The organism is Bradyrhizobium sp. (genome assembly GCF_004799405.1).
Classification (GTDB): Bacteria; Pseudomonadota; Alphaproteobacteria; order Rhizobiales; family Xanthobacteraceae; genus Bradyrhizobium.
This window is the reverse complement of the sequence record NZ_SSMW01000140.1, coordinates 1-24,084: the sequence shown is the minus strand read 5'-3', so window position 1 is coordinate 24,084 and position 24,084 is coordinate 1. Positions and strand designations below refer to the sequence as shown.

Below are 24,084 nucleotides of genomic sequence, written 5' to 3'. Positions count from 1 at the left end.
GCCATGATCGGCGTGGTGCGGTCGTTTACGCGGTCCGCTCCCGCGACGTCACGCGCGACGTCTGCCGCTATAGCGGTTTCGCGCTCGTGATTGATAGTCGGCGGATACATCCGCGTGTAGTTCGTCTCGGCCGATCCGCCATAGGTGCGCGCGATCCCCTCCGCGATCTCTGATATCCGGCGCTCCACCAGATCGCGTACCTTAGGCTCGAAAGTGCGCGCCGTACCGCTGATCGTCGCAGTCGCGGGAATGATGTTGAAGGCGGAGCCCGCGTGGAAAGAGCAGGCAGATACGACGGCCGTCTTCATCGGATCGACGTTGCGCGCGACGATCGACTGTAGCGCGCCGACGATTTCCGAACCGATGAGCACGCTGTCGATCGCCTTGTGCGGGCCTGCGCCCCCATGGCCGCCCTTGCCGTGTACGACGATTTCGAAGCTGTCGGCCGCGGCGAGAATCGGGCCTGGCGTCAGGGCAAAATGACCTTCCGGCAGGCCGGGCATGTTATGCAGGCCGTAAACCTCTTGAATGCTCCAGCGCGTCATCAGGCCATCGTCGACCATGGCCTTCCCCCCGGCGCCGCCTTCCTCGGCGGGCTGGAAGATCATGACCGCGGTGCCGTCAAAATTGCGGGTCTCGGTGAGATATTTGGCCGCGCCGAGCAACATAGCGGTATGGCCGTCATGCCCGCAGGCATGCATCATGCCCGGTGTTTTCGAGGCGTAGGACACGCCGCTCATCTCCTCAATCGGCAGCGCGTCCATGTCGGCGCGCAGGCCGATGACGCGGCCGGAATTATTTTTGCGACCGTGGATGACGCCGACCACACCGGTGTGCCCGATGCCGGTCACCACCTCATCGCAGCCGAACTCCCGCAAACGATCGGCGACGATTCCGGCCGTGCGATGCACCTCGTACAGGAGTTCCGGATGCTCATGGAAATCGTGGCGCCAGGCGGCGATTTCGTCGGTGAGGGCGGCGATGCGGTTGACGATGGGCATGGTGCACTCCTGGGCTCAAAGGGCTTTCGGCGCTGAGCTTGTTATAACAACTATTTATCACACTAGGTGGTGATGAAGGGTGCAAGGCGTCGCAGGATATGTCTGAAATGGGTCAAAATCGGAAAAGCTCAATGCGAGCATATGACTTCCGCTTTGTCCTTAGGAACGGACATAGGGCGACTACTGCGGCATGTCCGTTAAGTGCCAAAATCGGAAGTAGCCGGCTTTATTCGATCACCGGCGAAACCCGGTAACCGACGGCCGTGTCTGCGCGTTCAGGCAACTTAAAAATCCCCTTGCGACAAATGGCGGTGCGCGCGCTCGAGCGCATGCCGGTCCGGCCCCTGCGCCAATAATAAGGGACGAGTTCGCCGCGAAGCCAGACAAATCGCGGGCGGTGTCAACGCGCAGCCGCGCCAGCTTATTTGTTGCCAAAGTAATCTATTTTTTTCGATTCTAACCGAAACGCTGTTAGGTAAGGAGGCGAGCCGCCACTACTTCGGATTCGACTTATCAGATTACTTCAATTTGTTGGACGCTTTTAGGAACGACGATGAGTAATCGGCAGAAGGAAGAAATCGTGGGAGTAGAACAGCCATGGCGACAAGTTACAATCGTGCAAATTGAAATCGCTGGTTTTACGCAAACGCATGCCTTCGACGATTTTGTTCAGCTGTTGCAAAATAGTTTTGAGAGCTTAGGCATTTCGGCGCGTATAGCTGTAAATCAATTTAGTACGGTGGGCGTAAATGTTGTGATTGGCGCAAATGTTCTCACTCGACTCCCCGAATCCTTGCGACCCGAACTCCCAAAGAACACGGTAATCTTCAATCTTGATCAGGTTCACCCGGCAAGCCCCTGGATGGAGGAATACTATCTTTCGCTGCTCCGGGCTCATCCAGTTTGGGATTATAGCTCCGTGAATATAGCGAGGCTCGCAGAACATTTCGGAATTCACCGGACCGCGCTAGTCAAAATAGGACATATGCCCGTAATGAGCAGGATTGAAAGCGTCGTGTCGCCCGATATTGACGTGCTTTTCTATGGAAATTTGAGCCCTCGTCGCGCTAAAATTTTGATGGATTTTACGGAAACGGGGATCAATCTTGTGGGTTTGACGGGCGTTTATGGCAAGGAACGTGATATTTTTATCGCAAGGGCAAAGCTTATCCTGAATCTTCAATATTATGACTTTCCGGGCATCTCTGAAATTGTGCGTCTCTCTTATTTGTTGTCGAATAGGAAGGCTATTGTCACGGAATCAGGAGATTACATTGCGATTGAGAGCGATGTTGAGCAATGTGTGGTTCCTGCACGATATGAAGATCTTGTGGAGACCTGTGTCAAACTTTGCCGCGATGACGCCGCTCGAAAACGAATCGAAAATAGGGGCTATGTCTTGTTTTCACGGCGCAACCAAGGGGCATTTTTGAGCGAGGCCATACGTAACACCGCTATAAATCCTTGAGTTTTCTCCTGTCCCTCGGCTTGGGGCGACTTCCGTTCCGGGTCAAAACCGGAAGAACTCGGATCGAGCATATGATTTCCCCTTTGCCCCCGAGAGCGGACATCGCGCGGCGCAGTCGTTCGGGCCGATAGACCGCGCGCCCCCGACCCCTCCCCGCCGCTTCGCGGAGGGAGGGGAGAAGATGATCCCCGTATGCGAGCTGGACAATGCTCTAGCGTCCCTTGAAGACCGCCTTGCGTTTTTCCTTCACCGCCGACTTCGCCTCACTGGCGTCTTCACTTTCCTTGACCTCGGTGAGCGCGCGCTGGGCGCGGCCGGATTGTTCGGACGGTCCATGCGCCAGCACCCCTTCGGTGACAAACCGCTTCAAGGTCTTCAGCACCAAGGGCGAGAACTCGGCCATTTCGCGCGCCATCTTCAGCGCCGCCGGGACCTGCTGTCCGGTCGGCACAACCTCGTTGACGAGCCCAATATTGAAGGCGCGTTGCGGATCGAGGGTGCGGCACAGCAGCATCATTTCCATCGCGACCTTGTGCGGAATGCGCCCCGCCAGACCGGCAATCAGCCCGCCGGTAAAACCCAACCGCGCTTCGGGATAGGAAAACCTGGCGTTCTCCGCGGCCACCGTCAGATCGCACATCATCGAGAGCACCAGCGCGCCGCCGACGCACCAGCCGCCCACGGCCGAAACGATCGGCTTGGTGGTCTCAAAACCGACGGTCGGGATGCAGCGCCACAGTTCGGGAAAATTGCCGGTGTCGGCGCCGCCCGAAAACGCCTCGTTGCCGGCGCCGGTCACTACCGCGGCCCTCTGCGTATCGGAGCGCTCGAAATCCTGGAAGGCTTTTTGCAGTAACAGCGCCGTCTCGGCGCAGATCGCGTTGCGGCGTTCCGGCCGGTTGATCGTGATCAGCGTGGTGCCGTCGGCATTATTTTCGACCAGGACCTTCTGCATGGCTGTTCCTTTTCAGGTGAGCACCGTCCGCGTCATCTCGCCAGCGACCTCCAGCGTTCGGCAGCTTCAATCGCCGATTGCCACAGGCGATCGGCCGGCTGGCCGCGATGCAGCGCCTTTCCGACTTCGCAGACAGCCAGGAACGCGCTGGACCGGGCGTCTTCGACTTCCAGCGGTTGTTCACCGCCGCCCTGAACCAGGCCGACCAGGCCGTTCAATACCTTCAGCGCAACTGGCGCCGGCTCATGTTCAGCCGCTTTCAAGGCGTCGACAACTTTTGCGGCCTTCTCCGAATCGGTCATGCGGCGGCTTACTCCGCAGCCTCACTCCTCGCGTCGAGCATCTCCAGCACCTTCGGCGGCGACATCGGCAGGCTGTAGAACCGCTTGCCCAGCGCGTCGTAAATGGCGTTGGCGACCGCCGCCATCACCGGCACCAGCGGCACTTCGCCGACGCCCTTGACGCCTTGCGGATGCTTCGGGTTCGGCACCTCGACCATCACGGTGTCGAGCATCGGCAGGTCCGAGCACACCGGCATGCGATAGTCGAGGAAGCCCGGATTATCGACCTTGCCGTGCTTGTTGTAGATGTACTCTTCGTTGAGCGCCCAGCCGATGCCTTGCGCGACGCCGCCCTGCATCTGGCCCTCGACATAGCCCGGATGGATGGCGCGGCCGACGTCCTGCACCGCCGTGTAGCGGATCACGCGCACGATCCCGAGCTCGACATCGACTTCGACGTCGCAGATGTGGGTGCCGAAGCCGCCTTCGGCGCCTTCGGTGTTGAGCTGCACGCCGGCGCCGATCGGCCCGCCCATCGATCCGGCTTTGGCCGCCAGTTCAGCCAGCGTCAGCGGCGGAAACTCGCCGGCGTTGGGACTGGCCGGATGCGCCGCGCCGTTTTCCCATTTCACCGCTTCGGGATCGATCTTCCAGATCCTGGCGGCGCGCTCGCGCAGCGTGGTGATGATCTTGTCGGTCGATTGCGTCACCACGATCGCGGAGGCAAACAGCACGCGGCTGCCGCCGGTCAGGTTCGAGAAGCCGACCGTCGCGGTATCGCCGATCAGGACCGACACCCGCCTGTAGTCGATGCCGAGCAACTCGGCGCAGATATTGGCGATCGCCGCGCGCGAGCCGCCGATGTCCGGATGGCCGGTGGTGACGACGACGTTGCCGTCCTCGGTGATGTTGACCTGTGCTGAGGATTCGCCGCCGGCGTTGAACCAGAAGCCGGAAGCGACGCCCCTGCCCTGCAATTTGCCGAGCGGCGCGCTGTAATGCGGATGCGCCCTGGCGGCCTCCAGCGTCTCGATGTAGCCGATGCGCGGAAACACCGGGCCGTGCACCGCCTTGGTGCCCGCCTTGGCGGCATTCTTCAGCCGCAACTCCAGCGGATCGATCTTGAGCGCAGAGGCGAGTTCATCGATCGCGCATTCGACCGCATAGGCCCCGATCGGCGCGCCCGGCGCGCGATAGGCCGCCACCTTGGAGCGGTTGCACAGCACGTCGAATCCCACCGACAGAACATGCGGGATATCGTAAGGCGCAAAGCTGCAGCCGACGGCGCCGCGGATCGGCGAGCCCGGCAGCGCGCCGGCCTGCAGATAGAAGGTGCCTTGCGCGGCGACGATGGTGCCGTCTTTTTTCGCGCCGATCTTGATCGTGCTCTTCGAGGCGGAGGTCGGCCCGGTCGCCCGCATCACTTCTTCGCGGGTCATCACCATCTTGACCGGACGGCCGGACTTCTTCGAAAGCAGCGTCGCCAACGGCTCGAGATAGACGATGGTCTTGCCGCCAAACCCGCCACCGATTTCGGCCGGGATGGCGCGGATATCGCTCTGCGCAATGCCGGTCAGGTACGCAGTCATGGCGCGGACCATGAACTGGCCCTGGCTCGAGCTCCAGATCACCGTCTTGTTGTCGGCGCCGACGCCGACCAGGCAGGCCTGCGGCTCGATATAGCCCTGATGCACCGGACGGGTGGTGAAGGTGCGCTCGACGACGACTTCGGCCTCCTTGAAGCCTTGCGCGACGTCGCCCTTCTTGAGCTCGAGCTTGGCGGCGATGTTGGAGGGCTTGCCTTCGAATTGCATGAACTCGTGCAGGATCGGCGCGTCGGGCTTGAGCGCGTCGTCGATCTCGATCGCCCAGGGCAGCACCTCGTAGTCGACCTCGATCAGCGTGCAGGCATGCGCCGCGATCGCCTCGGTGGTGGCGGCGACGGCGGCGACCGGGTGGCCGGGAAACAGCGCCTTGTCGCGCGCCATCACGTTGCGGCACATCCAGCGCATGTCCTGGATGCCGAGGATGACCGATTTGTCGACCGGGAAATCGACGATGTCGCGCGAGGTGATCACCGCCTTGACGCCCGGCAGCGCCTCCGCCTTCGAGGTGTCGATGCCTCTGATGCGGGCGTGCGGATGCGGGCTGCGCAGGACCTTGCCCCAGATCATGCCGGGCATGGTGGTGTCGGCGGCAAAGGCCGCGCGTCCGGTTACTTTATCGACGCCGTCGGGGCGAATGGTACGCTGGCCGATCCACTTGTTGTCGGTGATCACATTCATTGTGCTGTCTCCCGCATGTCAGCGGCGGTCTCCATCACCGCGCGCACGATCTTGTCGTAACCGGTGCACCGGCAGAGATTGCCGGCCAGCCAAAACCGGACCTCTTCCTCGCTTGGCTTCGGATTCTTCTTCAGCAAGGCGTCGGACGCGATCAGCATGCCCGAGGTGCAGATGCCACACTGCAGCGCCGCCATCTCCAGGAACTTCTGCTGCAGCGGATGCAGATGATCGCCCTTCGCCATGCCTTCGATGGTGCCGATCTCGTGGCCCTCGGCCTCGGCCGCAAGCATCAGGCAGGAACAGACCAGGCGGTCATCCAGCGTGATGCTGCATGCGCCGCAATCGCCGGACGCGCAGCCTTCCTTCGAGCCGGTGAGGCCCAGCGGCCCGCGCAAGGCGTCGAGCATGGTGTCGTTGGGTTCGCACAGAAACTCCGCCGGCTCGCCGTTGATGATGGTGGAAACATGCAGTTTGGCCATGGTCTTCTGATTCCTCAAACCCGATTTTCTTTGGCGCGGCGGGCGGCGATGGCGGCCGTGCGCCTGAGCAGCACGCCGGCAACCTTGGTGCGGTAAACGATGGTGCCGCGCTTGTCGTCGATCGGACGGCAGGCGGCGGAGCAGGCGCTGGCGGCGGCATTGAGCGCCGCCTCGTCGAGCTTGCTGCCGATCAGCGCCTTCGCCGCCGGCTCGACCAGAAGCACGGTCGGCGCCACCGCGCCGAGACCGACGCGCGCGGCGGTACAGACGCCGTCCTTCAAGGTCAGGTTAACCCCGACCCCGACCACGGCGATGTCCATCTCGGTGCGCGGGATCATGCGCAAGTAAGCATCGCTGGAGCCCGGCGGCCGCGGCGGCAGCGTGAAGCTGACCAGAATCTCGCCGGGCAACAGATTGGTGCGGCCCGGACCGGCTGGTACCTCTTCCACCTTGATCTGCCGGCGTCCGTTTGGCCCTTGAAGCGTGACCATGGCGCCGGCGGCGATCATGGCCGGGACGCTGTCGCCGGCCGGCGAGCCGTTGCACAGGTTGCCGCCCGCGGAAGCCCGCCCCTGCACCTGCTTGGAACCGATCAGGTTGACGGCCTCCAAAACGCCGGGCCAGACCTTGCCGAAGCGAGGATGTTCGGCCAGCACCATGCCGGAGACGGCGGCACCGACGCGGAAGCCGCCATCGGCGGTCGGCTCGATCGCGGTCAGTTCGGCGATTTTCTTGACGTCGACGATCAGGCCCGGCCGAATTGCGCCGGAGCGCATCTGCACCAGAAGATCGGTGCCACCAGCCAAGATGCGCGCGGCACTTCCGGCGGCAGCAAACGCACCGATCGCTTCATCAAGCGAGTTCGGCGCCAAATATCGGATATCCGTCATGGTCGTTCCGTCGTCTCCCTTGCCGGCCCGCGGCCAACTTGTTGTTTACTCACTGATCTTGAGCCTGCGGGGCAAGCCTACACGGGCCGGGGCGATAGGAACAGCCTCCTCGCCCCGGTGCAATCGGCAGGCTCCCATGCATGGAGCGGGCTTGTAGCTGCCGGCTTGTAGCCGCCTTGGCCGTCGCGGTGATGACGTTGTCCCGCCCGGATGCTACGACAGCAACCGCTTCCACCCCAAAATTCACACGGTAACGGCATGCGAAGCTTTTCAACGGCGCTGGCTTTTCTCGGCGCGGCACTGGTGCTGGGCGGGGCGCAGCAGGCCTCGGCCCAACCGGCGCCGTTCCCGACCAGACCGGCAGCGCCGGCCCGGCCGGCTGCGGCGCCGACGCCGCGCGCCGCATCCTGTCACGGCGGCATGAGTTTCGACCGCTTTCTCACTGAGCTGAAAGCGCAAGCCGCCGCGGCCGGCGTGTCGCAGCGCGCGCTGGCGGAAGCCTCGCCCTATCTGGTCTACGACCAGGGCATCGTCAACCGCGACCGCGGCCAGCGCGTGTTCGGGCAGGTGTTCACCGAGTTCGCCGGCCGCATGGCCGCGACCTACCGGATGCAGCAGGGCCAGGCCAGGATCAAGACCTACGCCACGGCGTTCGCGCGCGCCGAAAAGGAATACGGCGTGCCGCCGGCGGTGATCGCCGCGTTCTGGGGACTTGAAAGCGATTTCGGCGCCAACATGGGCAACCTGCCGACGCTGCGCTCGCTGGTGTCATTGGCCTATGATTGCCGGCGCTCGGAGATGTTCCAGAACGAAACCATCGCCGCGCTGAAGATCGTCGAGCGCGGCGACCTTTCGCCGGAGGAGATGGTCGGCTCGTGGGCCGGCGAACTCGGCCAGACCCAATTCCTGCCGACGCATTATTTCAACTATGCCGTCGACTACGACGGCGACGGCCGCCGCAATCTCTTGCGCAGCCCCGAGGACGTGATCGGCTCGACCGCGAACTACATCGCCAACGGCCTGAAATGGCGGCGCGGCGAACCCTGGCTGCAGGAAGTCCGGGTGCCGCCAAATCTACCGTGGGACCAGGCCGACCTGACGATCCAGCTGCCGCGCTCGAAATGGGCGCAGCTTGGCGTCAGCTACCCCGACGGCAAGGCGATGCCGAACGACGAGCTGCCGGCATCGCTACTGCTGCCGATGGGCCGGACGGGGCCGGCGTTCCTGGCCTATGCCAATTTCGCGGCCTACACCGAGTGGAACAACTCGCTGATCTATTCGACCACCGCCGGCTATCTCGCCACCCGCATCGCCGGCAGCCCGCCGATGCGTCGGCCGGCGGCGCCGGTCGTGCAACTGCCGTTCAACGAACTGCGCGAGCTGCAGCAATTGCTGGTGCGCGCCGGCTTCAATGTCGGCAAGGTCGACGGCGTGATGGGACAGCAAAGCCGCAGCGCCGTGAAGGCGATGCAGATCAAATACGGCCTGCCCGCCGATTCCTGGCCGACCGCCGAACTGCTGGCGCGGATGCGCGGGCCCGCGCGCTGACACCGGTTGGTCCCAATGCTCTTTCCACCGGACGGAAAAAATGCTCTAGGGTCGACCGCAACGAACCAGAGGGGAAACATCGTGCGTCAAACTACGATCATCGCCGCTGCCGCCATCGCGCTGTCAGCCACTGCCGCCTATGCGGACGATTTGAAGATCGGCCTGATCTACGGCAAGACCGGGCCGCTGGAGGCCTACGCCAAGCAGACCGAAACCGGCCTGCGCATGGGCCTGGAATACGCCACCAAGGGCACCATGATGCTCGATGGCCGCAACATCGTCATCATCACCAAGGACGATCAAAGCAAGCCCGACCTTTCGAAAGCCGCCCTTGCGGAAGCCTATCAGGACGACAAGGTCGATATCGCGATCGGCACGACGTCGTCGGCGGCGGCGCTGGCCGATCTTCCGGTCGCCGAGGAAAACAAGAAAATCCTGATCGTCGAGCCCGCCGTCGCGGACCAGATTACCGGCGATAAATGGAATCGATACATTTTCCGCACCGGCCGCAACTCGTCTCAGGACGCGATTTCGAACGCGGTGGCGATCGGCAAGCCCGGCGTCACGGTCGCGACCTTGGGCCAGGATTACGCATTCGGTCGTGATGGCGTCGCCGCCTTCAAGGAGGCGCTGGCGAAAACCGGCGCGACGCTCGCCGCCGAGGAATACGTGCCCACCACCACCACCGATTTCACCGCGGCCGGCCAGCGGCTGTTCGACGCGTTGAAGGACAAGCCCGGACGCAAGATCATCTGGGTGATCTGGGCCGGCGGCGGCGATCCCCTGACCAAGCTGCAGGACATGGACCCGAAGCGTTACGGCATCGAGCTGTCGACCGGCGGCAACATCCTGCCGGCGCTGGCCGCCTACAAGCGGCTGCCCGGCATGGAGGGCGCGACCTATTATTACTACGATATTCCGAAGAACCCGGTGAACGAGTGGCTGGTCAGCGAACACCAGAAGCGCTTCAACGCGCCGCCGGATTTCTTCACCGCGGGCGGCTTCGCGGCGGCCATGGCGGCGGTCACCGCCGTGACCAAGGCAAAATCCACCGACACCGAAAAACTGATCAGCGCCATGGAAGGCATGGAGTTCGACACCCCGAAGGGCAAGATGATGTTCCGCAAGGAGGATCACCAGGCGCTGCAGAGCATGTATCACTTCAAGGTCAAGGTCGATCCGAACGTCGCCTGGGCGGTGCTGGAGCCGGTGCGCGAACTCAAGATCGAGGACATGAACATCCCGATCCGCAACAAGAGATAGCGGTCGGTCTCTTTCTTCTCCCTCGCCCCGCATTTCGCGGGGAGAGGGTCGGGGTGAAGGGCTCTCTCGACGAGCACTGTGCTTGGAGAGTCCCCCTCACCCGATCGCTTCGCGATCGACCTCTCCCCGCAGGCGGGGAGAGGTGAAGAACGTCGCGCTTCACCATGAGCTGCATATGACCCTCTCGCTCGAAACCCAGGACCTCACCATCCGCTTCGGCGGACACGTCGCCGTCAACGGCGTCAGCTGCCGCTTTCGTCCCGGCGAACTGACCGCCATCGTCGGCCCGAACGGCGCGGGCAAGACAACCTATTTCAACCTGATCTCCGGCCAGCTGCGCGCCAGCGCGGGCAGCATCCTGCTGGACGGCCAAGACATAACGAGACTTTCGGTGCCGCTTCGCACCCGCGCCGGACTTGGCCGCGCGTTCCAGCTCACCAACCTGTTTCCGAATCTGAGCGTCGAGGAAAATGTCCGCCTCGCGATCCAATCGGCCAGCGGCGTGCACTACGACATGCTGCGGCCCTGGATGACCCGGCGCGACCTGATTGCGCGGGCCGACGCCATTCTCGACAGCGTCGCGCTCGGCGGCCGGCGCGACGTCGCGGCAACCGCGCTGTCCCATGGCGATCAGCGCAAGCTCGAGGTCGCCCTGATGATGGCGCTGGAGCCCAAGGTGTTCATGTTCGATGAGCCGACCGCCGGCATGAGCGTCGACGAAGTGCCTGTGGTGCTCGATTTGATCGCGAGACTGAAGCAGGACAGCAGCAAGATCATCCTGCTGGTCGAGCACAAGATGGACGTGGTGCGCTCGCTCGCCGATCGCATCATCGTGCTGCATAACGGCCGGCTTGTCGCCGACGGCAACCCCGCCGAGGTGATCGCCTCGCCGATCGTGCAGGAGGCCTATCTCGGCATCGCCCCCGGAAAGCGCACGGCATGACCGATCTGTTGACCCTTTCAGGCGTGCACACCCATATCGGGAGCTACCATGTTCTGCATGGCGTCGACTTCGGCGTACCCGCGGGACAGACCACCATGCTGCTGGGCCGCAACGGCGCCGGCAAAACCACCACGCTGCGCACCATCATGGGTTTATGGCCGGCTTCGTCGGGGCAGGTCACGCTTGCCGGGCAACGCATCGAGCAGCGCGCGACGCCGGATATCGCGCGACTCGGCATCGGATACGTGCCGGAAAGCATGGCGGTGTTTTCCGATCTCACCGTGAAGGAAAACCTGATCCTGGCCGCGCGCGACGCTGCGCTCGACGATTCGCGCCTCGAATGGATTTTTGGATTTTTCCCGGCCTTGCGGCGATTCTGGCTGTCGCGCGCCGGTTCGCTGTCGGGCGGGCAGAAGCAGATGCTGTCGATCGCCCGCGCCATCGTCGAACCCCGCCAGTTGCTGCTGATCGATGAGCCGACCAAGGGCCTTGCGCCCGCGATCGTGGTCGCGCTGATCGAATGCTTTGCGGAAATCAAGCGCCGCGGCGCGACCATATTGCTGGTCGAGCAGAATTTTAACGTCGCCCAGCAGATCGGCGACTCCGTGCTGGTGATAGACAATGGCAGGATCGTCCACCGCGGCGACATGGCGGCGCTGGCCAAGGACACCGCGTTGCAGGAACACCTGCTTGGACTGAGCCTGGAGGCGCATCAGTGACCGACCTCGCCGCACCCGAAGCTCTGCCAAAGCCGAAGCGCGATCTGCTTCCGGTATTGCTGCCGGTGATCCTCGCATTGGCGATGGCGCCGCTGATCGGATCGGCGAGTTCGTGGGTGACGCTGACGGTTGCGAGCCTCGCCATGGGCATGATGATCTTCATCATGGCGTCCGGCCTGACGCTGGTGTTCGGCCTGATGGACGTGCTCAATTTCGGACATGGCGCCTTCATCGCGGTGGGCGCCTATGTCGCAACGCTGGTGCTGTTGCCGCTGGCAGGCTGGGTGCAGGCCGATTCGCTGTTGTTGAATCTGGCGGTGCTGGCGCCGGCGGCGTTGCTGGCGATGGCGGTATCCGGCGCGCTCGGCCTCGTGGTCGAGCGCGTGCTGATCCTGGCGGTCTATGGTCAGCACCTCAAGCAGATCCTGATGACGACGGGCGGGCTGATTGTCGCCGAGCAGGCACTGTACGCGCTGTGGGGGCCGCAGATCATTCCGTTGCCGCTGCCGACGTCGCTGCGCGGCTCGTTCATCATCGGCGACATCGCGATCGCGAAATATCGCCTGCTGGCGATGCTGGTCGGCCTGGTGGTGTTCCTGGGCATCCAGCTGGTGCTGAACCGGACCAAGATCGGCCTACTGATCCGCGCCGGCGTTGAAAACCGCGAGATGGTCGAAGCGCTGGGCTATCGCATTCGCCGGCTGTTTCTCGGCGTCTTCATGGTCGGCTCGGCGCTGGCCGGCCTCGGCGGCACAATGTGGGCGCTGTACCGCGAGCAGGTTCATGCCTCGATGGGCAACGATCTCACGGTGCTGGTTTTCATCGTCGTGATCATCGGCGGCCTCGGCTCGATCGGCGGCTGCTTCATCGGCGCGCTGCTGGTCGCCATGGTGGCCAATTACGGCGGCTTTCTGGTTCCGAAGCTGGCGCTGGTGTCCAATATCCTGCTGATGGTCGCAATCCTGATGTGGCGGCCGCGCGGGCTTTACGCGGTGACAAGTCGATGAAGGTTTGCCAATGATGATCCTGTCCGGCGATCCGCCACGCAGCCGGGTGCTCAGCATCCTGCTCGTGATCATCATCGCCGCGCTGGCGGTGACGCCGCTGGTGTTTCCGGGCGCCAAAGCCATGAATGTCGCGACCAAGATCTGTATCTTTGCCGCGCTGGTGGCGTCGTACGATCTCCTGCTCGGCTACACCGGCAGCGTATCGTTCGCGCACACCATGTTCTACGGCATCGGCAGCTACGCCATTGCAATCGCGCTCTACTCGATGGGCCCGAGCTGGGCGGCAGTCGCAACCGGGCTTGCGATCGGCCTGCCGCTGGCGGCGCTGCTGGCGCTCGGCATCGGCTTGTTCTCGCTGCGGGTGGAGGCGATTTTCTTTGCCATGATCACGCTCGCGGTAGCCTCCGCGTTTCTGGTGCTGGCGTCGCAGCTGTCGTGGTTGACCGGCGGCGAGGACGGCCGCAGCTTCCAGCTGCCGGAACTGCTGCGCCCCGGAACCGTGCTGATCTCGAAGGACCTGTTCGGCTTTGCCGTCAATGGCCGCACCCTGACCTACTACATCGTGTTGGTGGCGGCGGCGGCGATGATCCTGGGCCTGCTGCGCGTGGTGAATTCGCCGTTCGGCCGGGTGCTGCAGGCGATTCGCGAGAATCGCTTTCGCGCCGAGGCTCTCGGCTATCGCACCGTGTTCCATCTGACCTACGCCAATTGCCTGGCGGCGCTGGTGGCCGCCAGTGCCGGTGCCTTGAATGCGCTCTGGCTGCGATATGCAGGTCCCGACACCTCGCTCAGCTTTTCGATCATGCTTGATATCCTGCTGATGGTGGTGATCGGCGGCATGGGCACGATGTATGGCGCGATCATCGGCGCTGCGATCTTCATCCTCGCGCAAAACTATCTTCAGACGCTGATGAGCGTGGCCTCCAACGCGGCCGCGGACGCCGGACTGCCGCTGCTGCCGGGATTGCTGCATCCGGATCGCTGGCTGCTCTGGCTCGGACTGCTGTTTATCGCCAGCGTATATTTCTTCCCGACCGGCATCGTCGGCCGGTTGCGGGCCGGCGCGCGCCGGCCGCTGCGATAGACTGCCCCATTTTCACAACAACTGAAGGAGCCCCCGATGTCCTTTTATGATGCCTCCGTTCCCGCCTTCCTGCAGATCCTCGGCGCCCTTTCCGGCATTCTCACCAAGGCCGAGGCCTACTGCACGGCCAAGAAAATCCAGCCCGAGGTGCTGCTCGGCGCGCGGCTGTTTCCGGATATGCTGCCGCTGTCGAAGCAGATCCAGCTTGCCTGCGATTTCGCCGCCAAAAGCTGCGCGCGCCTGACCCACAGCGAAGTGCCCTCCACGCCCGACACCGAAAAGAGTTTCGAGGACTTGCGGCAGCGGCTGGCCAAGACCATCGGCTACCTGAAGACCTTCAAGCCGGCACAGTTCGAAGGCGCCGATACCAAGGACATCACCTTTCCGGTCGGCCCGAACACCATGACGCTGAAGGGGCAGCAATTTCTCAATAACTTTGCTTTCGCGAATTTCTATTTCCACGCCGCGACCGCGCATGGCATTTTGCGCCACAACGGCGTGGAAATCGGCAAGCGCGATTTTCTGGGCGTGAATTAATACTCCGTCATTCCGGGATGCGCCTCTTGGCGCAGGCCCGGAATCCATACTCACGATCGTGGTTATGGATTCCGGGTTCGACGCTTCGCGCTGCCCCGGAATGACGTGTTGGGGTTGCCACACATCCTGGCAATACCCACCTGTTCCCGACCCGCCACATTTCGGAAAACAACAACATGAGCACGCCTACCAAACTGTTCGAGCCCTACAAACTGGGCCCTCTCAACCTGCCCAATCGCCTGGTGATGGCGCCCTTGACCCGCAACCGGGCGGTGGCGGGCATGGTGCCCAGTCCATTGGCAGTCGAGTATTACGGCCAGCGCGCGTCCGCAGGCTTGCTGATCAGCGAGGCGAGCCAGGTCTCGAAACAGGGCCAGGGTTATCAGGACACCCCCGGCATCTATTCCAGGGAACAGGTCGCCGGCTGGCGCAAGGTCACCGAGCGCGTGCATCAACGCGGCGGACGTATCTTTCTCCAGGCCTGGCATGTCGGGCGGATTTCGCACACCTCGCTGCAGCCTGATCATGGCGCACCGGTCGCGCCTTCGGCGATCCGCGCCAAGGGCAAGACTTTTGTCGGCGGGACCTTTACCGACATCTCCGAGCCGCGCGCGCTCAAGCTGGAAGAAATCCCCGGCATCGTCGAGAGCTTCCGGCGTGGCGCCGCCAACGCACTGCAAGCAGGCTTCGATGGCGTCGAGATTCATGGCGCCAACGGCTATCTGCTCGATCAGTTCGCCAAGGACGGCACCAACAAGCGCACCGATGCCTATGGTGGATCGATCGAGAACCGGGCCAGGCTGTTGCTCGAAGTGGCAAAGGCCGTGACGTCAGAAGCGGGCGCCGAGCGCACCGGCATCCGGATCTCGCCGGTGACGCCGGCCAATGATGTGTCCGACAGCAATCCGCAACCGCTGTTCGATTACGTCGTCGATCATCTCAACGCGCTGAAACTGGTTTACATCCACGTCATCGAGGGCGCCACCGGCGGCCCGCGCGACATCGCGCCGTTCGACTACGGCTCGCTGCGCAAGCGTTTCAAGGGCGCCTATATCGCCAACAACGGCTACGACTTCGAACTCGCGACCAAGGTGCTGGCGGCCAACGCGGCCGACCTGATCGCGTTCGGCAAACCGTTCCTCGCCAATCCCGATCTGGTCGAGCGCTTGAAGCGCGGCGCGCCGCTCAACACGCCCGACAAAGCGACGTTCTACGGCGGCGGCGCCAAAGGCTATACCGATTATCCGGTTCTTGGCGACGCGCTGGATGCGGCGCAGTAGGCTAACTGTCATACCCGCGGGCGGACGATGACGGCGCGTAAACCGTCAACGATGCGCCGCGATCCATTGATCGATCGCGGCGATTTCGCCCGCCGACAATCGCAACCCAAGTTTCGAGCGCCGCCACACGATATCTTCGGCCGTGACGGCCCATTCCACCGCCATCAGGTATTTGACCTCGCTCTCGGTCAGCGTGGCGCCAAAGAAGCGGCCGAGATCGTCGATCGACCTGGCGTCGCCGAGCCAATTTCTGGCGCGCGTGCCGTAGGCGTGCGCGATCCGGTTGGCGTGCGCCGGCGAGAGAAACGGATAGCTGCGCAGCAATTCCGCCGTCAGCGCCGGAATTGCCGAGACATCCATGTCGCCGCCGGGCAACGGCGCCTTCGCGGTCCAGCCTTCGCGCGCCTTTGTGCTGTGCAAATAGGGCGCAAGCTTTTCCAGCGCCTCCTCCGCGAGGCGCCGGTGCGTGGTGATCTTGCCGCCATAGATCGACAATAGCGGCGTGCCTTCGGGCAGATCGAGTTCGAGCACATATTCGCGGGTGGCGGCCTTGGCCTCGCTGGCGCCATTGTCATAGAGCGGCCGGACGCCGGCATAGCTCCACACCACGTCTTCCGGCTTGACGGGCTTGGCCAGGTATTCGCTGACGGAATCGCAGAGGTAGCCGATTTCCTCCGCTGTCGCCTTCACCTTGGCCGGATCGCCTTCATAGTCGCGATCGGTGGTGCCGATCAGGGTGAAGTCGTCCTGGTACGGAATCGCGAACACGATGCGGCCATCGCTGTTCTGGAACATGTAGGCCCGGTCGTGCTCGTAGAGTTTTCGCACCACGATGTGGGAGCCCTGCACCAGCCGCACTTTTGCCTTGGCGTTGACGCCGGCGCCCGTTGCCAGCACCTGCTCGACCCAGGGACCGCCGGCATTGACCAGCACGCGGGCCTTGATCGTGGAGCGCGCGCCGTCGGCGTCTTCGATCGTGACCTGCCAGATGTTGTCGGCCTGGGCGATCCCGACCGCGCGCGAGCGGGTGTGGATCTCGGCGCCGCGATCGGCGGCGTCGCGCGCCGTGAGCACCACCAGCCGCGCGTCATCGACGAAGCAATCCGAATATTCGAAGCCTTTGGTGTAGCGGCCGGGGATCAGCGGCTTGCCGACCTCATCCCGCGTCAGATCGACCGAGCGCGTCGGCGGCAGCAAATGCCGGCCCCCGATATGGTCGTAGAGAAACAACCCGAGCCGCAGCAGCCAGGTCGGGCGCAACCCGGCATGGTGCGGCAGCACGAAGCGGAGTGGCCGGATGATGTGAGGCGCGATTTGCCAAAGGATTTCGCGCTCGATCAAGGCTTCGCGGACCAGCCGAAACTCGTAATATTCGAGATAGCGTAGGCCGCCATGCACGAGCTTGGTCGACCACGACGAGGTGCCGCTCGCCAGATCGTTCATCTCACACAGGAAGACGGAATTTCCGCGCCCGACCGCATCGCGCGCGATTCCGCAGCCATTGACGCCGCCGCCGATAATCGCGAGGTCGAAGATTTGGTCCAAAGGGCGCTTTTCCCGGCGTCGGCCTGCCTGATTGAGCCGGCTCAGCTTTCGGTTCGGATTAAATCCAACGAAATACGAAAGCAACCGAAAAGGGCAAAGCGGGATTCGCCCTCAACGGACCAGAAAAACCAGCTTGCCGCGAAAGTGCCGGGACTGGCTTAGCCTGTGCGCCGCCACTGCTTCGCTGAGCTTGTAGCGCGTCACTTCCGGCGGACGGACAGCCCCAAGCGCAACTAGCTCCACGATGCGATCGAGATGCGGCCGGTCACGCCCGACGCTGGGCCGCAGCGCGACGACATCGCCGCGGTCCGGCTTGGGCGCCTGAGCCCCGGAGGCGATAAAGGCCGCCCGGCCACCTGGTTTGAGCACCGTGAACGAACGTTGTGCGACATCGCCGCCGACGGTATCGAAGACGGCGTCGCAGTCTTTCACGACCCTGGTAAAATCCGCCGCGTTGTAGTCGATGATCTCATCGGCACCGATTTTGCGCAGGTAATCATGGTTCGACGCGCTTGCGGTCGTGATCACGCGAGCGCCCAGATATTTTGCCAACTGGATGGCAAAGCTCGCAACCCCGCCGGCTCCGCCCTGGATCAAGATGGTCTCGCCCGCCTTCAGCCTCAGTGTGTCTTCGATGGCGCAAATCGCCGTCAACCCGGCGAGCGCGAGTGCCGCGGCATCGACATGCGACAGGCGATCGGTTTTTTTGGCAACGATGGCCGCCTTGACCGCAATCTTCTCGGCATAGGCGCCTTCCTGGCCGACGTCGCAGACGCCGAACACCTCATCGCCAACGCGCAGGTCCGTGACACCCTCGCCAAGCGCTGAAACGACGCCGGAGAAATCCCGTCCAAGAATGTAGGGGAATCGGGAAAGCTGGTTCGACTTGCCCTCGCGCACCTTCCAGTCCGCGCCATTGACACTGGCGGCGACAATATCGACCACGACCTCGCCGGGCGCAGCCACGGGATCCGGCATGTCGCCATATTTCAGGACTTCCGGCCCGCCATGCCGTTCGATGTAGGCAGCTTTCATTGGTATTCCCGGCTTCGACAGAACCAGACTCGCATCTTTTATTGACGCATTCAAATTCAAAATCCGGTCTTCCTCCTCCGAAAGCGGACATTCACGGACACGACGGCGGTGTCCGAAAAGTGCCCAAAACCGGAAGTCGCTAAATCATTTCGATTACCTCGTCGGCGTTCCGAGCCCACCCTCTAAGTAAGCCGCAATGCGACGAATCTCGTTGCTGATCTCCGTCACGTCGAGCGCATAGTCGCGCTCGTAGATCACCGGTCCGGGTCTGGCGCTGAAGCATTTCAGCAGCAGTTGCAGGGTCTGGTCTGGCACCGGCTGATCGTGCGTATCCAGAACCAGATCACCGGCGGTGCTGCCCGCGACGTGATAACCGCAGATTTCGACGTCATCATAGTACGAAAACAGTTCATCAAACGACGCCCCGCTGGAAAGGGTGTCGAGGCGCAGATTTTCGAGATCGACCAAGACCGATACGCCTTCATCCCTGCAGACCTGGGTCAACGCTCGATGATAGCGAGAGCTGAAAATTGGATCATTCGCAGATAGACAGATATTTTCCAACCCGAACGGCATGCCGATCATTTGCTTCAGAGCGCGTACCCTTATCTTTAGAACATCAATATCGTCGATCGGGGGCACGAAGACGCCGAGCGAATGAGCATCGGTCGCAGACCAACAGAAATGGTCGGTCACCAAATTGATACCAAGAATTCTTGACCAAGCTTGAACGCGCCAAGTAACAAAATGCGGGCACGAAGGGCCGAGAACGTTTAACGACAGGGAATGCAACAGAATCTTGCACTGGGAATTTAGCGACGTCAGCGCTTGGACGTCCGATGGATCGTCGGGATTCCAGTTCTCGGGAACCACCTCGCATACTGGCCATCGTGAAGCAGCATCCAACATCTCCCGTCCCAGGACTTTTCTGATACTGCCTCCAACTAGGATATCCATCTTGAAAGCGCCCCCATTTGAATGAGGTTCGCCAGAACATCGCTTCCAATTCGATCGCGGAGTTGAGCGACAGTCATGTCTTGATGCATCATTGCGGAAACGGCCGACACCAACACGCCTTCGATCTGGACGAGGAACCCCTCGGGTTCGTCACCGCTCCCGGGAACAAATAGCGCATCCTGCGATACCGGCGATCGTTCTGGAAATCTGAGACGCAGCGACGATAGTTCGGCGGCCGCCAAGCGAGCGGGCAAGCTAAATTCCGGAATCGAATGGTGCAGGTCAAGCGTACTGGGGTCGATCTGGACCAGGCGGACGCCGGCAGACGGCACAACGATGTCGGATACCGATTCCGGACTGTTCGCAGGGGGCCATGGTTCGCGTAATTCCACCAAGAGGATTTCAGTTTCCGCCACTGCATTCAGCCATCCCTCGAAGTCCTCAAGATTTTCGCGCGTTGACGGCCACAATTTGCGGGCCACCGCATATTTGTTCTGCAGATCAGAATGTTCAGCGAGCGCGAGAAAGTGCTCATTTGAACGCGGCAACAAATTCAGCAATCGAAATCCCGCGTCGATGACCCAGTCAAAGACCCGCAGCCGCCGCGACCGCAAAATTGCGTGCCACGTCGCTTGAGGCAGCGGAAACTGCGCGGGAGGCGGAGAAAACGGGCCCGCGGACAGGGCCGCGAGATCGATTGCTTCGGCCATCGCCTCGATATCTCTAAACGACAAACCCAGGTCCTTCCCTTGCCCCGCAAACATTTCAGTGCTCCTGCACATCAGAAGGAATAAGGTAACCAACCGGCCTTCCTCGGATCATCAAGAAGCGGCGTTAACGCTAGCATCGTGTCGGGTTACACAGAAGCTATAAGGCGGCCGCCGCACGGCTTTCAATTGTTGCTGACGGCACGGATCCATCCCGAGACGGAACTGGTCTTGATTGTAGTCCGTCGAAAAACCGCACGACTTCCTGGGGACAATTCCATCGAACCATTTGCGGAATAACCTGGCGGCTACTGCCCCCGAGATTGGCGACTGCGTGCCTGGTCTCGCTCCGGCTGCCCTTGCTACTTCAGGTAACCGGCGCGACCAACTGCACCAGCAGCTATTGCAACATGTCGACACAGTTCCAGCTTGTTTTTCCGATGCAGCCGGGTATTGTCGTAATTGAACGAAGTTGCCCGATTTTAGCAGAATCGCTCGCTTGTCGGCGCTTTTTCACTCGAAGGTGATCAAAGGAGACTCCGATGAAAGTCCTGATCATAGTCAAAAGCAAAATAGAAACCGAAAAGCGGTGCGCCGTTCGCGGCTGATAGCCACTCTTCTCCGCAGTCCGCGGGGAACGAGCCGTGGCCCACGCGATGATCGGTGATTGACTGTTAGTTCGTAATCGGCCCGTGCGCTACGGGCGATGAATCCGGCTTTCAATACCATCGTTCTGGCGCGGGTTTAGCCTGAGGTGGGACGTAGCCGATCGGTATCACGGACATTGCCCGCAGAACCAGGAGGCGGTTATGAGTGCCATCAACTTTCAAGCTCTAACACCAGCGCAGAAGGCCGATTTCACCGACCGTTGTTGGTGGGAGGAAATGGGTGGCAATCACGACAATGAGGTTATTCAGGACCCGCATTGGTTTCAAGTTGTAACGCGCTCGACTCCCAGCCTGATGGCGAACGGAGTTATGAGGTGCGAGATCGATGATGACACGATCGACGAGCGCATCCGGAAGACAATCGAAATCTATCGCGCGAACAACCTGCCCTTCCACTGGACGGTTTCTCCATCGAGCAGGCCGCATGATCTGGCCAAGCGGTTACTCGCCGCCGGCATGTCCCTGGGCGCCATTCACGACGGGATCGTCGGCGACCCCAATAAGATCAAAATTGCTGAATCTCCCAATGTTACCGTTGAACCTCTATCCGCCGAAACGCTCAACGATTACACCGCAATGCTGGCACACAGCTGCTTTGTGGAAGAACATGCATTAAAGCGACTCCACAACCAGGTGCAACTCCAGCTGGAGACGAAGCGGCATTGGGTGAGCCATTTCCTCGCCCGCCTCAATGGTGTACCTGCGGGCATTTGCCAGAATCGTTACCACAAGGGCTACGTTCATCAATTGGGTGGCGCCGTGAAGCCCGAATCACGAAAAAACGGCGTGCTAGGAGCTCTGCTCCGACGTTTAAATATAGATGCCGTGGAGAAAGGATTCGGAATAGTTGTCTGCCATTCGCCTCATACCCGACGCGCAACAGCATCCCCGAAGCATAACTCTCCATCGACCTGGATGCCGATCGCCGATCAGAGCGGCGAAGGGATGATGTTGAACTTTGGATATGAGAAGACTTGCGAATATGAAATGTACCAGTGGCGCCCCAATTGACCTTGGGTGCTGACTGATATGAGCGGGCGACGCGCTTCAGTAGCAGCGCGTGATATTTACGGTTTGCGCTCTGCCGTCGCGCCCGAGAACCGTTGCGATCTCGGTGGGGCAGTTCGACACATACGGCCGGTCAGACGGCGTGACCGCCGGCGGATATCGATGCGTCCAATCCCAGGGAACATCATTCGTAAACGTGTAATGGATGTCGCCTGACGCCGGTTGCGTGGCATCCAGCATGGGTTCGCCCGATGGCCCGTAGAAGAAACCGCCCGTTCCCGGCCAGAAGGTCCCGTTTCTCCGGTGATGCCGAAGCGTCGGGACGGCTGACGGATGCGAAACCGGGTGCGCCGAAGCAAACCGTCCGCCATGCGCGACCGACCCGGCAAATGTTTCGTTCGCGGCGAACATCAACGCTGCGGCGCTGAGGGAGGCGAGTAGCGTTCCATACATTCTATGCGTCATGGCACATACCAATTCGTTGATTACCGCACACTAGTTGAGCGCACGCTAAGCCCGGCTTTTTGGGCCCGCAAACGCATAACTAATTATTAGTTAAGGCGTAATCTTAACAGCGCGCCATCGCCCGGAACTTGCGATTCCGCTCGATGAACGGACCTTCTTAGCGTCTGCCGGCCTGTCTCGGCAGTGTCATTACGGAGCCACGTTGTCCTGTGACGGGATCGGGAGGTCCTGCCTGACGAATGCCGGCAAATGCTGCTATGATCATTACAGGTTTCCCGCAACGGAGTGCATCGCCATGGACGCCGCGACACCGAAGGGTTCTCAGACCGCCGACACCCATTCCCACCTCGTGCGCCCCCAGAATATGGAGTGGCAGAAGACCCGCTTTCCCGGCTGCGAGGCCAAGACGCTGCTGTTCGATCACGCCACCGGCCTGATGACCGCGCTGATGCGGTTTCAACCCGGCGCGGTATTGCCCGACCACGAGCATGTCAACATCGAGCAGACCTACGTCCTCGAGGGCCATCTGGTCGACAAGGAAGGCCCGGCCAAGGGCATCGAGGCGAAAGCCGGCGAATTCGTCTGGCGCGAGCCGGGCAGCCGCCACGTCGCATGGTGTCCCGAGGGCGGGCTGATGCTTGCGATCTTCCAGGTGCCCAACAAGTTCTTCGAGGCCGACGGCCGCGTCGTCGATGCCGCGGGCCAGGACTGGGACCAGACCTGGGGTCACACCGCCCGGGGTTGAGGCTTTCCGCCCGCTACGCCGTGATCGGCGGATCGCCCTGCTGGATCACTTGCGGACGTCCCTGGTCGTCGATGGCGACGTAGGTGAAATTGCCGTCGGTCACCAGGATCGAGTGCATTTCCTTGCGGCGCATCACCCAGGCCTCGATATGCACGGTGATCGAGGTCTTGCCGATCTTGACCAGGCTGGCATGCACGGAAACCAGGTCGCCGACGAACACCGGTTTGCGGAAATTCATCGCATCGATCGCCACCGTGACGGTTCGCGCCCTCGCGGTCTTGGAAGCGAACACGCCGCCGCCGATGTCCATCTGGCTGAGCAGCCAGCCGCCGAAGATGTCGCCGTTCTGATTGGTATCGGCCGGCATCGCCAGCGTGCGGGTGCAGAGATCGCCGCAAGGTTCGATTTCGGGAGTCGGCGGAGCGTGAACAGTCTGAGTGTCGGTCACTTGAAAGTCTCCCAGCCCGCGTCCGGCGCAAAACGTCCGCCGAACTTCGCTGCCAGCGCGCGCAACGCCGACGCCACGTTTTCGGGACCGCGGGTTCGCGCATAGTTCAGGGGACCGCCGCGGAACGGCGCATAGCCGGTGCCGAAGATCATGGCGCCGTCGACCGTGTCGGCATTGTCGACGATGCCCTCGCGCAGGCAGGCGACGCAGACGTTCGACATCGGCAGGATCAGCCGGTCGATCATTTCCGGCGTCGGTTGCGCCGTGGAAGGCGGACCCGATCCCTTGTCGGCCTTGCCGTTCTTCCAGACGTAAAAACCCTTGCCGGTCTTGCGGCCAAGATCGCCCCTGGCGACCTTCTCGCGCAGCCACGCCGGCGTCGGCGGCAGCATGTCGCCAAACTTCGAGCGCAGCATGTCGCCGACCGCCAGACAAATATCGAGGCCGACCTGGTCGGCCAGTTCGATCGGGCCCATCGGCATGCCGAATTTCTCCGCCGCCGCATCGATGGTGCGCTGGTCGATCTTCTCGTCCAGCATCACCATCGCCTCCAGCATGTAAGGCGTCAGCGCGCGGTTGACGAGGAAGCCCGGCGAACTCTTGACCGGCAGCGGCAGCCGGTCGATGGCGCCGACGAAAGCCAGCGCCTCCTTCAGCAGTTGCGGATCAGATTCATCATGGCTGACGACCTCGACCAGTTGCAGCCGCGATACCGGATTGAAGAAATGCAAGCCGACCAGCCGTTCGGGCTTCGCCAGCGTCGAGC

24 protein-coding genes are annotated in these 24,084 nt (G+C 62.0%); 11 read left to right on the top strand and 13 right to left on the bottom strand.

The window, feature by feature from the left end; all coding sequences use genetic code 11:
* On the bottom strand, positions 1–1,001 hold a 1,001-nt coding region (locus tag E7813_RS22230), incomplete at its 3' end, for an amidohydrolase (RefSeq protein ID WP_291577426.1).
* A gap of 553 nt (positions 1,002–1,554) precedes the next feature.
* Here E7813_RS22230 and E7813_RS22225 point away from each other — a divergent pair.
* Complete coding sequence (locus E7813_RS22225; RefSeq protein ID WP_291577425.1) at positions 1,555–2,469, top strand: hypothetical protein; 915 nt, start codon at positions 1,555–1,557, stop codon at positions 2,467–2,469.
* A gap of 211 nt (positions 2,470–2,680) precedes the next feature.
* Here E7813_RS22225 and E7813_RS22220 read toward each other — a convergent pair whose 3' ends face one another.
* Genes E7813_RS22220 through E7813_RS22200 form a run of 5 tightly spaced genes read right to left on the bottom strand, consistent with a single transcriptional unit; the run spans position 2,681 to position 7,350 of the window.
* Entirely contained in the window at positions 2,681–3,424 is a 744-nt protein-coding gene (locus tag E7813_RS22220; RefSeq protein WP_291577424.1) for an enoyl-CoA hydratase-related protein, read from the bottom strand.
* A gap of 32 nt (positions 3,425–3,456) precedes the next feature.
* Positions 3,457–3,726 (bottom strand): hypothetical protein, encoded by a 270-nt coding sequence (locus E7813_RS22215; RefSeq protein WP_291577423.1) that lies wholly within the window; start codon positions 3,724–3,726, stop codon positions 3,457–3,459.
* A gap of 8 nt (positions 3,727–3,734) precedes the next feature.
* On the bottom strand, positions 3,735–5,990 hold the full coding sequence (locus E7813_RS22210) for a xanthine dehydrogenase family protein molybdopterin-binding subunit (protein ID WP_291577422.1): 2,256 nt from the start codon (positions 5,988–5,990) through the stop codon (positions 3,735–3,737).
* The gene (locus tag E7813_RS22205) at positions 5,987–6,469 is read right to left on the bottom strand and encodes a (2Fe-2S)-binding protein (protein ID WP_291577421.1); all 483 of its coding nucleotides are present in this window, start codon (positions 6,467–6,469) and stop codon (positions 5,987–5,989) included. Before E7813_RS22205 ends, E7813_RS22210 begins: the two co-directional genes overlap by 4 nt.
* 14 nt (positions 6,470–6,483) lie before the next feature.
* On the bottom strand, positions 6,484–7,350 hold the full coding sequence (locus E7813_RS22200; protein WP_291577428.1) for a xanthine dehydrogenase family protein subunit M: 867 nt from the start codon (positions 7,348–7,350) through the stop codon (positions 6,484–6,486).
* A gap of 267 nt (positions 7,351–7,617) precedes the next feature.
* On the opposite strand from E7813_RS22200, the gene E7813_RS22195 reads away from it, so the two are divergent.
* From E7813_RS22195 to E7813_RS22160, 8 genes are all read left to right on the top strand, one after another.
* Positions 7,618–8,907: a lytic murein transglycosylase gene (locus E7813_RS22195; RefSeq protein WP_291577420.1), complete on the top strand. Its 1,290-nt coding sequence runs from the start codon at positions 7,618–7,620 to the stop codon at positions 8,905–8,907.
* An 81-nt stretch (positions 8,908–8,988) separates the two neighbouring features.
* On the top strand, positions 8,989–10,170 hold the full coding sequence (locus tag E7813_RS22190; RefSeq protein ID WP_291577419.1) for a substrate-binding domain-containing protein: 1,182 nt from the start codon (positions 8,989–8,991) through the stop codon (positions 10,168–10,170).
* A 175-nt stretch (positions 10,171–10,345) separates the two neighbouring features.
* Positions 10,346–11,113 (top strand): ABC transporter ATP-binding protein, encoded by a 768-nt coding sequence (locus tag E7813_RS22185; protein WP_291577418.1) that lies wholly within the window; start codon positions 10,346–10,348, stop codon positions 11,111–11,113.
* Positions 11,110–11,832 carry an ABC transporter ATP-binding protein gene (locus E7813_RS22180; protein ID WP_291577417.1) on the top strand — a complete coding sequence of 241 codons (723 nt, stop codon included), beginning with the start codon at positions 11,110–11,112 and terminating at the stop codon, positions 11,830–11,832. Before E7813_RS22185 ends, E7813_RS22180 begins: the two co-directional genes overlap by 4 nt.
* Positions 11,829–12,839, top strand: coding sequence for a branched-chain amino acid ABC transporter permease (locus E7813_RS22175; protein ID WP_291577416.1), 1,011 nt, complete (start codon positions 11,829–11,831; stop codon positions 12,837–12,839). The genes E7813_RS22180 and E7813_RS22175 overlap by 4 nt, the downstream gene beginning before the upstream one ends.
* Positions 12,840–12,849: 10 nt before the next feature.
* Entirely contained in the window at positions 12,850–13,923 is a 1,074-nt protein-coding gene (locus E7813_RS22170; RefSeq protein WP_291577415.1) for a branched-chain amino acid ABC transporter permease, read from the top strand.
* Positions 13,924–13,959: 36 nt separating this feature from the next.
* Positions 13,960–14,460: a DUF1993 domain-containing protein gene (locus E7813_RS22165; RefSeq protein WP_291577414.1), complete on the top strand. Its 501-nt coding sequence runs from the start codon at positions 13,960–13,962 to the stop codon at positions 14,458–14,460.
* 176 nt (positions 14,461–14,636) lie between these two features.
* On the top strand, positions 14,637–15,740 hold the full coding sequence (locus E7813_RS22160; protein ID WP_291577413.1) for an alkene reductase: 1,104 nt from the start codon (positions 14,637–14,639) through the stop codon (positions 15,738–15,740).
* 45 nt (positions 15,741–15,785) lie between these two features.
* On the opposite strand, the gene glpD is transcribed toward E7813_RS22160, so the two are convergent.
* The 4 genes from glpD to E7813_RS22140 form a co-directional block, all read right to left on the bottom strand.
* Positions 15,786–17,285, bottom strand: coding sequence for a glycerol-3-phosphate dehydrogenase (gene glpD / locus E7813_RS22155; protein ID WP_291577412.1), 1,500 nt, complete (start codon positions 17,283–17,285; stop codon positions 15,786–15,788).
* A gap of 111 nt (positions 17,286–17,396) precedes the next feature.
* Positions 17,397–18,320: an NADP-dependent oxidoreductase gene (locus tag E7813_RS22150; RefSeq protein WP_291577411.1), complete on the bottom strand. Its 924-nt coding sequence runs from the start codon at positions 18,318–18,320 to the stop codon at positions 17,397–17,399.
* 153 nt (positions 18,321–18,473) lie between these two features.
* Positions 18,474–19,277 carry a DUF692 family multinuclear iron-containing protein gene (locus E7813_RS22145; RefSeq protein ID WP_291577410.1) on the bottom strand — a complete coding sequence of 268 codons (804 nt, stop codon included), beginning with the start codon at positions 19,275–19,277 and terminating at the stop codon, positions 18,474–18,476.
* Positions 19,265–20,041, bottom strand: coding sequence for a hypothetical protein (locus E7813_RS22140; protein ID WP_291577409.1), 777 nt, complete (start codon positions 20,039–20,041; stop codon positions 19,265–19,267). The genes E7813_RS22145 and E7813_RS22140 overlap by 13 nt, the downstream gene beginning before the upstream one ends.
* A gap of 752 nt (positions 20,042–20,793) precedes the next feature.
* Between E7813_RS22140 and E7813_RS22135 the strand changes: the two genes are divergently transcribed.
* A complete protein-coding gene (locus E7813_RS22135; RefSeq protein ID WP_291577408.1) occupies positions 20,794–21,663 on the top strand; it encodes a hypothetical protein in 870 nt (289 codons plus the stop codon).
* A 36-nt stretch (positions 21,664–21,699) separates the two neighbouring features.
* On the opposite strand, the gene E7813_RS22130 is transcribed toward E7813_RS22135, so the two are convergent.
* Positions 21,700–22,125 (bottom strand): hypothetical protein, encoded by a 426-nt coding sequence (locus tag E7813_RS22130; protein WP_291577407.1) that lies wholly within the window; start codon positions 22,123–22,125, stop codon positions 21,700–21,702.
* 295 nt (positions 22,126–22,420) lie between these two features.
* On the opposite strand from E7813_RS22130, the gene E7813_RS22125 reads away from it, so the two are divergent.
* Positions 22,421–22,870, top strand: coding sequence for a cupin domain-containing protein (locus E7813_RS22125; RefSeq protein WP_291577406.1), 450 nt, complete (start codon positions 22,421–22,423; stop codon positions 22,868–22,870).
* A gap of 13 nt (positions 22,871–22,883) precedes the next feature.
* On the opposite strand, the gene E7813_RS22120 is transcribed toward E7813_RS22125, so the two are convergent.
* Both E7813_RS22120 and E7813_RS22115 read right to left on the bottom strand, forming a co-directional pair.
* Positions 22,884–23,237 (bottom strand): acyl-CoA thioesterase, encoded by a 354-nt coding sequence (locus E7813_RS22120; protein WP_291577427.1) that lies wholly within the window; start codon positions 23,235–23,237, stop codon positions 22,884–22,886.
* A 77-nt stretch (positions 23,238–23,314) separates the two neighbouring features.
* A partial coding sequence (locus tag E7813_RS22115) for a 3-hydroxyacyl-CoA dehydrogenase family protein (protein WP_291577405.1) occupies positions 23,315–24,084 on the bottom strand: 770 nt, incomplete at its 5' end.

Coding starts and splice junctions, on each gene's coding strand:
- E7813_RS22225 (WP_291577425.1), top strand. CDS start 1,555: ATGAGTAATCGGCAGAAGGAAGAAATCGTGGGAGTAGAACAGCCATGG.
- E7813_RS22220 (WP_291577424.1), bottom strand. CDS start 3,424: ATGCAGAAGGTCCTGGTCGAAAATAATGCCGACGGCACCACGCTGATC.
- E7813_RS22215 (WP_291577423.1), bottom strand. CDS start 3,726: ATGACCGATTCGGAGAAGGCCGCAAAAGTTGTCGACGCCTTGAAAGCG.
- E7813_RS22210 (WP_291577422.1), bottom strand. CDS start 5,990: ATGAATGTGATCACCGACAACAAGTGGATCGGCCAGCGTACCATTCGC.
- E7813_RS22205 (WP_291577421.1), bottom strand. CDS start 6,469: ATGGCCAAACTGCATGTTTCCACCATCATCAACGGCGAGCCGGCGGAG.
- E7813_RS22195 (WP_291577420.1), top strand. CDS start 7,618: ATGCGAAGCTTTTCAACGGCGCTGGCTTTTCTCGGCGCGGCACTGGTG.
- E7813_RS22185 (WP_291577418.1), top strand. CDS start 10,346: ATGACCCTCTCGCTCGAAACCCAGGACCTCACCATCCGCTTCGGCGGA.
- E7813_RS22180 (WP_291577417.1), top strand. CDS start 11,110: ATGACCGATCTGTTGACCCTTTCAGGCGTGCACACCCATATCGGGAGC.
- E7813_RS22170 (WP_291577415.1), top strand. CDS start 12,850: ATGATGATCCTGTCCGGCGATCCGCCACGCAGCCGGGTGCTCAGCATC.
- E7813_RS22165 (WP_291577414.1), top strand. CDS start 13,960: ATGTCCTTTTATGATGCCTCCGTTCCCGCCTTCCTGCAGATCCTCGGC.
- E7813_RS22160 (WP_291577413.1), top strand. CDS start 14,637: ATGAGCACGCCTACCAAACTGTTCGAGCCCTACAAACTGGGCCCTCTC.
- E7813_RS22150 (WP_291577411.1), bottom strand. CDS start 18,320: ATGAAAGCTGCCTACATCGAACGGCATGGCGGGCCGGAAGTCCTGAAA.
- E7813_RS22145 (WP_291577410.1), bottom strand. CDS start 19,277: ATGGATATCCTAGTTGGAGGCAGTATCAGAAAAGTCCTGGGACGGGAG.
- E7813_RS22140 (WP_291577409.1), bottom strand. CDS start 20,041: ATGTTTGCGGGGCAAGGGAAGGACCTGGGTTTGTCGTTTAGAGATATC.
- E7813_RS22135 (WP_291577408.1), top strand. CDS start 20,794: ATGAGTGCCATCAACTTTCAAGCTCTAACACCAGCGCAGAAGGCCGAT.
- E7813_RS22130 (WP_291577407.1), bottom strand. CDS start 22,125: ATGACGCATAGAATGTATGGAACGCTACTCGCCTCCCTCAGCGCCGCA.
- E7813_RS22125 (WP_291577406.1), top strand. CDS start 22,421: ATGGACGCCGCGACACCGAAGGGTTCTCAGACCGCCGACACCCATTCC.
- E7813_RS22120 (WP_291577427.1), bottom strand. CDS start 23,237: ATGCCGGCCGATACCAATCAGAACGGCGACATCTTCGGCGGCTGGCTG.